5 protein-coding genes and 1 pseudogene are annotated in these 5,917 nt (G+C 77.4%); 3 read left to right on the top strand and 3 right to left on the bottom strand.

From position 1 onward, the window contains the following. Positions 1-140 precede the first annotated feature (140 nt). Both MHY85_RS19815 and MHY85_RS19810 read left to right on the top strand, forming a co-directional pair. Positions 141-566, top strand: coding sequence for an organic hydroperoxide resistance protein (locus MHY85_RS19815; protein WP_239199892.1), 426 nt, complete (start codon positions 141-143; stop codon positions 564-566). Between the two features lie 297 nt (positions 567-863). Further along, positions 864-3,365, top strand: coding sequence for a LuxR C-terminal-related transcriptional regulator (locus MHY85_RS19810; protein WP_239199889.1), 2,502 nt, complete (start codon positions 864-866; stop codon positions 3,363-3,365). Between the two features lie 33 nt (positions 3,366-3,398). On the opposite strand, the gene MHY85_RS19805 is transcribed toward MHY85_RS19810, so the two are convergent. From MHY85_RS19805 to MHY85_RS19795, 3 genes are all read right to left on the bottom strand, one after another. After that, entirely contained in the window at positions 3,399-3,977 is a 579-nt protein-coding gene (locus MHY85_RS19805; RefSeq protein ID WP_374234182.1) for a DUF5063 domain-containing protein, read from the bottom strand. 140 nt (positions 3,978-4,117) lie between these two features. Next, complete coding sequence (recR, locus tag MHY85_RS19800) at positions 4,118-4,717, bottom strand: recombination mediator RecR (RefSeq protein ID WP_158373369.1); 600 nt, start codon at positions 4,715-4,717, stop codon at positions 4,118-4,120. Positions 4,718-4,935: 218 nt separating this feature from the next. Then, on the bottom strand, positions 4,936-5,571 hold the full coding sequence (locus tag MHY85_RS19795; RefSeq protein ID WP_239199886.1) for an HNH endonuclease signature motif containing protein: 636 nt from the start codon (positions 5,569-5,571) through the stop codon (positions 4,936-4,938). A 58-nt stretch (positions 5,572-5,629) separates the two neighbouring features. On the opposite strand from MHY85_RS19795, the pseudogene MHY85_RS19790 reads away from it, so the two are divergent. Next, positions 5,630-5,917: pseudogene (locus MHY85_RS19790) on the top strand (hypothetical protein); the annotation flags it as partial.

The raw sequence follows: 5,917 nt of genomic DNA, 5'->3' as shown, positions 1-5,917 counted from the left end.
GATCCCGCCCGCGTGCCAGACTGGCTCACCGGCGCGTGCGGCGGGGCGGGGTCCGGCCGCGCCGGTGAGCCAGTCTGGCACGCGGGCGGGATCTGTGGCATACATAGACGTACTAGTTCGTCTACATGGAGGTCCTCCGCATGAGCGCGCTCTACACCGCCACCGCCACCTCGACCGGCGAGGGCCGCGCGGGAGGCCAGGTCACCAGCGACGACGGCGTCCTCGACCTGACGCTCGCCGTCCCGGCCGCGATGGGCGGCCCCGGTGGCGGCACCAACCCCGAGCAGCTGTTCGCCGCCGGCTGGGCCGCGTGCTTCCACTCCGCGCTCAAGGGCGTGGCGGCGGCCGCGAAGACCCCGATCCGCGACTCCGCCGTCGTCGCGGACATCGGCATCCTCCCGAACGGCACCGGCGGCTACACCCTGAGCGCGGCCCTGCACGTCGAGATCGGCGGCGTCGACCAGGCCACGGCGGAGAAGCTCGTGGAGCAGGCGCACCAGGTGTGCCCGTACTCGAACGCCACCCGCGGCAACATCGACGTCCAGCTGGACACCACGGTCGCCTGACCCCGAGCGGGGGCCCGCCCCGCGCACCGCGCACCCCCGGGCACGCACCCGCGCGCCCTCCGTGCGCCTGCGCCGCGCCCTGCGCCGGGCGCTGCGCCGCGCCCCGCGCGCCGACCGCGAGGGGGTGGCCGACACGTCGAGCGAGCATCCAGCGGGTGCTCGCTCGACGTGTCGGTCGCCCGCTCGGCGCCCCGGGCGGCGTCGGCACCGGGCCTACGCTGTGCCTGGGCGGTCACGGGCGAGCGTCGGGGGCGGCGCGCCGTCCACCGCGGAGGGGGCGAGCGGAGTGGGCACACGATGAGCGCGGGCGGCCGCGACGAGGCCCTGCCCGCGGTGCGTCGCTGGCTCGCGGCCGGGCGCGACGTGGTGCTGCGCGGCGAGCGCGGCATGGGCAAGTCCACGACCCTGGAGGCCCTGCGCGCCGACCTGTCCGACCGCCGGCTGCCGGGCGTCCTGCTGCGCGCCAGCGGCCCCGCGCCGTTCGCCGCGGTGCTGGACCACCCCTCCGCGCCCGCCCAGGTGCCCGACGAGAACGCGCTGACCGCCTGGCTCGCCGACGAGCTCGCCGCACCCCGCAGCGTGCTGCTCGTGGACGACGTCGACCGCCTCGACCCGGGCAGCCTGCGCGTCGTCCAGCGCGCGCTGGTCCGCACCGGCTGCCGCGTCGTCGCCGCCAGCACCGCCGACCTGCTGCGCACGGCCCGCGGCGGCCCTCGTGAGCTGCTCGTCGCCCGCGCACCGGCCGAGGTGGTCGTCCCGCCGCTCGGGCTGCCCGCGCTCAGCGTCCTCGTCGCCTCGACCCTGGGCGGCCCGGCCGACGCCGCGCTCACCGGCACCCTGCTCGCCCAGTCCGGCGGGAACCCCGGCGCCGCGGTCGCGCTGCTCGCCGCCGCGCGGGCCACCGGGGCGCTCCGCCGGGAGGAGGGCCGGCACGTCGACGACGGCCGGCTGCTGGAGGTCCCGGCCGACGCCGTCGCGGCACTGTTCCTCGGGGACCTCGACGGCGCGCGCGTCGACGCGCTGCAGCGGCTCGCCGTCGTCGGCCCCGTCACCGCTGACGCCGCGGCGCGGTTGGTCGACCCCCCGCTGCTGGACGGCCTGGCGGACCAGGGCCGGCTGGTCGAGCACGAGGCGAGCGGCGACGACGCGGTGCTCGTCGTCGCGCCGCCCGCCCTCGCCCGCGCGCTGCGCGACCGGGTCGCACCGCCGCACCGGCGCCGGCTCCTCGCGGCCGCGCGCGCGGTCGTGGGCGACGTCGTCGCGGTGGTCGAGCCGCCGCGCCCGGACCTGACCGCCCTGCTCGCGCGCGACGCCGCCGGCAGCGCGGACTTCCTGCGGTGGAGCTCGCAGGTCGCGGGCGTCGTGCAGGAGCGTGCCGCCGCGGCCGAATCGGCGGCGCAGGCCGCGTGGGCCGCCGACCCGCGTCACGGCACCGCGACCGCCTACCTGGCGCAGCTCATGCGGCGGCCGGCCCGGGACCAGATCGCCGCGGTGTTCCGCGAGACCGCGCGCAGCCCCGAGGACTCGGAGGACGACGTCGTCGCGTTCCGCTACTACCGCACCCGCTGGGAGGCGTGGCGCGGCGGCGACGACCCCGACGGGCGGCCGGACCCGGCGGGGGACGGCCTCGGCCGGCTCGCTGAGCTCGAGGACCTCAAGCAGCAGCTGGTCGCGGCGATCCGCGACGGCGAGCCCGCCGAGGCGGTGGCCGCCGCCGAGCCCCCGACCGTCGCTGCGGCCGCCTTCCGGGGAGGCCCCGAGCTGCTGCGCGCCGCGGCGCTGCTGGAGGCGGGCCGCCCGGACCTCGCCCTCACCGTGCTCGACCGTGCCGACGACGCCGACGACGACGCCGCTCCCGTCAGCACCGAGGTCCGGCACTACCGCGCCGCCCTCCGCGGCGAGTGCCTCGGCCTCCTGGGACGGCTCGACGCGGCCGAACGGCACGAGCGGCTGCTGCTCAGCGCCGCGTACGACGCCTACGACGCGTTCGGCATCCGGGTGCACGCCGCCGTGCTCGCCGAGGTGCTCTGCTTCACCGGGGAGATCGAGGCCGCCTGGCGGGTGCTCAGCACGGCGCTGCGGCTCGGGCCCGCCGGGCCGATCGAGACGACGTTCTACCGACGCGGGCTCGCCCTCGGGGCCGTGCTGCAGGTGGGCGCGGGGAACGTCGACCTGGCCCGGGCCCTGCTGCGGGAGCTCGAGAAGACCCCGAAGATCTACCGGCCGCTGATCCGCTCCCTGCGGGTCGTCGGCGGGATCGCCGTCGCCGTGGCCGACGGGGACCGCGCGACCGGCGCCGAGATCGCCTGGCGGGCCGGGCTGTCCTACGCCGAGGCCGGCCTGCGCCAGCCCGCTCTGGTGACCTGGGCCTTCGCCCCGCCGCCGCTCACCCCCGAGCGCGCCGCCCGGGTCCGCGCCACCCGCCAGGACGTCGTGCTGCCGCTGCTCGACCCGTACCTGGACCTGCAGCTCGCCCTCGCCGACCGCGACGAGGCGGCCGCCGCCGCGGCGCTGCCGGCCGTGCAGCCCCGGGTGAGCGTCGCGCTCACCGCCGCCGCGCGCGACCTCCTGGGGCTCGACGACGCCGCGCCGGCCGACCGCGCCGCGGCGCCCGCGCGCGAACCGCTGTCCGACCGCGAGCGCGAGGTCGCGGCGCTCGGCCGCGAGGGCCTCAGCAACCGGCAGATCGCGGAGCGGCTGCACCTGAGCGTCCGCACCGTCGAGAACCACATGAGCCGGGCGCTGCGGAAGCTCGGCTACCGGGCCAGGGGCGACCTGACCCGGTGGACCGTGGGCTGACCGGCGCGCCCCGGGGCCGGCGCCGTCGCCGGTTCAGGGCTGCAGCGCGTCGTACTCCGCCTCGGCGGCCACGTCGTCGTCCACGTCGAGCCGGAGGTGGGCGAGCAGCGTCTGCAGAGTGCGCAGCACGCTCGACGCACGCTCGCCCCAGGTCGACAGGTAGGAGAACTGCCACCACCACAGCGCCTCGAGCACGTGGCCGCGGTCGTGGTGCCGCAGCCCCTGCACCAGCGCACCCGCCACCGACACCAGGTCGCCCGACAGCGTGGACGCGGTGACCTCCCCGCCGAGGACCGGGTCGACCACCTCGGCGTACTCGTCGACACCCTCCAGCACGTTCGCGAGCGCGGCCCGCAGCGGCTCGACGTCGGGGTCCGGGCCGACGTCCGGCTCGAACCGGTCCGTCGGCACCACGTCCACGATCGCCCCGAGCCGCGCACCCACGGCCAGCACGTCCGACACGGCGAGCAGCAGCAGCGGGATGGCGGCGTCCGGGTTGCTGCCCGACGCCACCTCGGTCACCGTCGTCAGGAAGGCGCGGCACTCCCGGGCCGTCGACTCGCCGACGGCGCGCAGGTCCGCGGCCTCCGGGTCGAGCGCCAGGTCGTCCACCTGGGCCGAGTCGGTCGCCACACGCAGGTCGTCGTCGGGAGGGGTCACGGGGGCCATGCTGCCCCTCCCGGTCGCGGCGCGCCCGCGGACGACGGCGACACGCGGGGCACCGGCGACCACGCGGGACGAATCGGACCGGGTCAGGCGCTGATGCGGCGCCGGCCCTCGAACGCGCGGCCGAGCGTGACCTCGTCGGCGTACTCCAGGTCCCCACCCACCGGGAGCCCCGACGCGAGCCGGCTGATGGTCAGGCCCATCGGCACGAGGAGCCGGGCGAGGTACGTCGCGGTGGCCTCGCCCTCGACGTTCGGGTCCGTCGCGAGGATCACCTCCGTGACGGTGCCGTCGGCCAGCCGGGTCATGAGGTCCTTGATCCGCAGGTCGTCCGGGCCGACCCCCGCGATCGGGTTGATGGCGCCGCCCAGCACGTGGTACCGCCCGCGGAACTCGCGGGTCCGCTCGATCGCGACGACGTCCTTCGGCTCCTCGACCACGCAGAGCACCGCCGCCGACCGGCGGGGGTCGCGGCAGATCCGGCAGAGGTCCTCCTCCGCCACGTTGCCGCACTGGACGCAGAACCGGACCTTGGCCTTGACCTCGGTCAGCGCGTCGACCAGGCGGCGCACGTCCGTCGGGTCCGCCGCGAGGATGTGGAACGCGATCCGCTGCGCGCTCTTGGGACCGACGCCGGGCAGTCGCCCCAGCTCGTCGATCAGGTCCTGGACCGCGCCCTCGTACACACCCGACAGCCTACGGCCCGACGCCGACAGCGGGCGTGCTCACCGCGCGGCGGCGCCCGTCGGACCGGGGTCGGACCGCCCCGACGGGAGCTGTCGGGCGAACGCGCGTGGACGGCGGCCCTGGCGGGTGGGCCGGGGCCAGGGCCGGACGCAGCCCACGAGGCCAGGCGAAGCCGCGAGGCGGGTCGCGGCCACGGAACCTCGGCCGTTGTCGGTGTCTAGAACGGTGGGGGTGCGTCGTACGGGTCGGTGGTGGCGTCGTGGTTGTGGCCGGTGCCGGGTCGGGTGAGGTACCGGTGCCCGGCTGGGGTGATCCACTCGAACAGCCCCGGTTGGATCTGGCGCAGCCGGAACCCGCCGTCGGTCTTGAGGCGGTGGTGGCGGTGGCACAGGGGTCCGAGGTTGTCGGCGTCGGTGCGGCCCAGCGGTGTGTCCGGTGGGTCGCCGGGCCTTCGGTGGTACTCGATGGTGTGGTCGAGGTCGGCGTTGCGGGCCGGGACGGTGCACCCGGGTGCCACACACGTCGTGTCGCGGGTCCGGACGAACGCGGCGAGCCCGGCGGGTGGTCGGTAGCGCTGGCGTCCGACGTCCAGGACCTGGTGGGTGTCGGGGTCGGTGATGATGCGCCGCCAGATCCCGCCGTCGGCCAGGGCCCGGGCGCGCACAGCGTCGATGGGCCCGTACCCGTCGAGGTCGGCGGGGTGGTCGTCCAGGCCCAGGAGGGTGGAGGCGGCGATGGTGAGGTTGACCTCGGCGCCGGGGCGCCCGGCGCAGCGGGTGCAGCTGCGACGCGCGGCGGCGGTCGCGGGGTCGGTCGCCGGCACGCCCGGGACCGGCACGGGCGAGTCCGGCACGGTCGGGTCCGGCACGGTCGGCGCGGGCTCGGGCGGCGCGGTGCTGCGTGCAGGCTCCGTGCTGGCAGCGGGCGCGGGCGCGCTGCTGGGCGCGGGCGCACTGCTGGGCGCGGGCGCGGGTGGGACGTCATCGGTCGAGGCGGTGTCGGGCGCGTGCGGGGGTTCGGTCGGCGACGGAGTGGCAGGTGCTGCGCGCGGCGTCGGGGTCGTGGACGTGGTCTCGATCGGTCCGGTCCTGGGTGTCGGCGCTGACGGCGTGGCGCCGGGTGCTGGCTGGGTGTGCGCGACGCTGGTCGCGGGTTGGGTCACCAGGGCGGCGGGTTCGGTCACCGGGGTGAGCGTGGCC

It is taken from the genome of Cellulomonas sp. ACRRI, assembly GCF_022346185.1.
GTDB lineage: Bacteria > Actinomycetota > Actinomycetes > Actinomycetales > Cellulomonadaceae > Cellulomonas.
The sequence above is the reverse complement of the archived record's forward strand: the minus strand, read 5'-3'. Positions and strand labels throughout refer to the sequence as shown.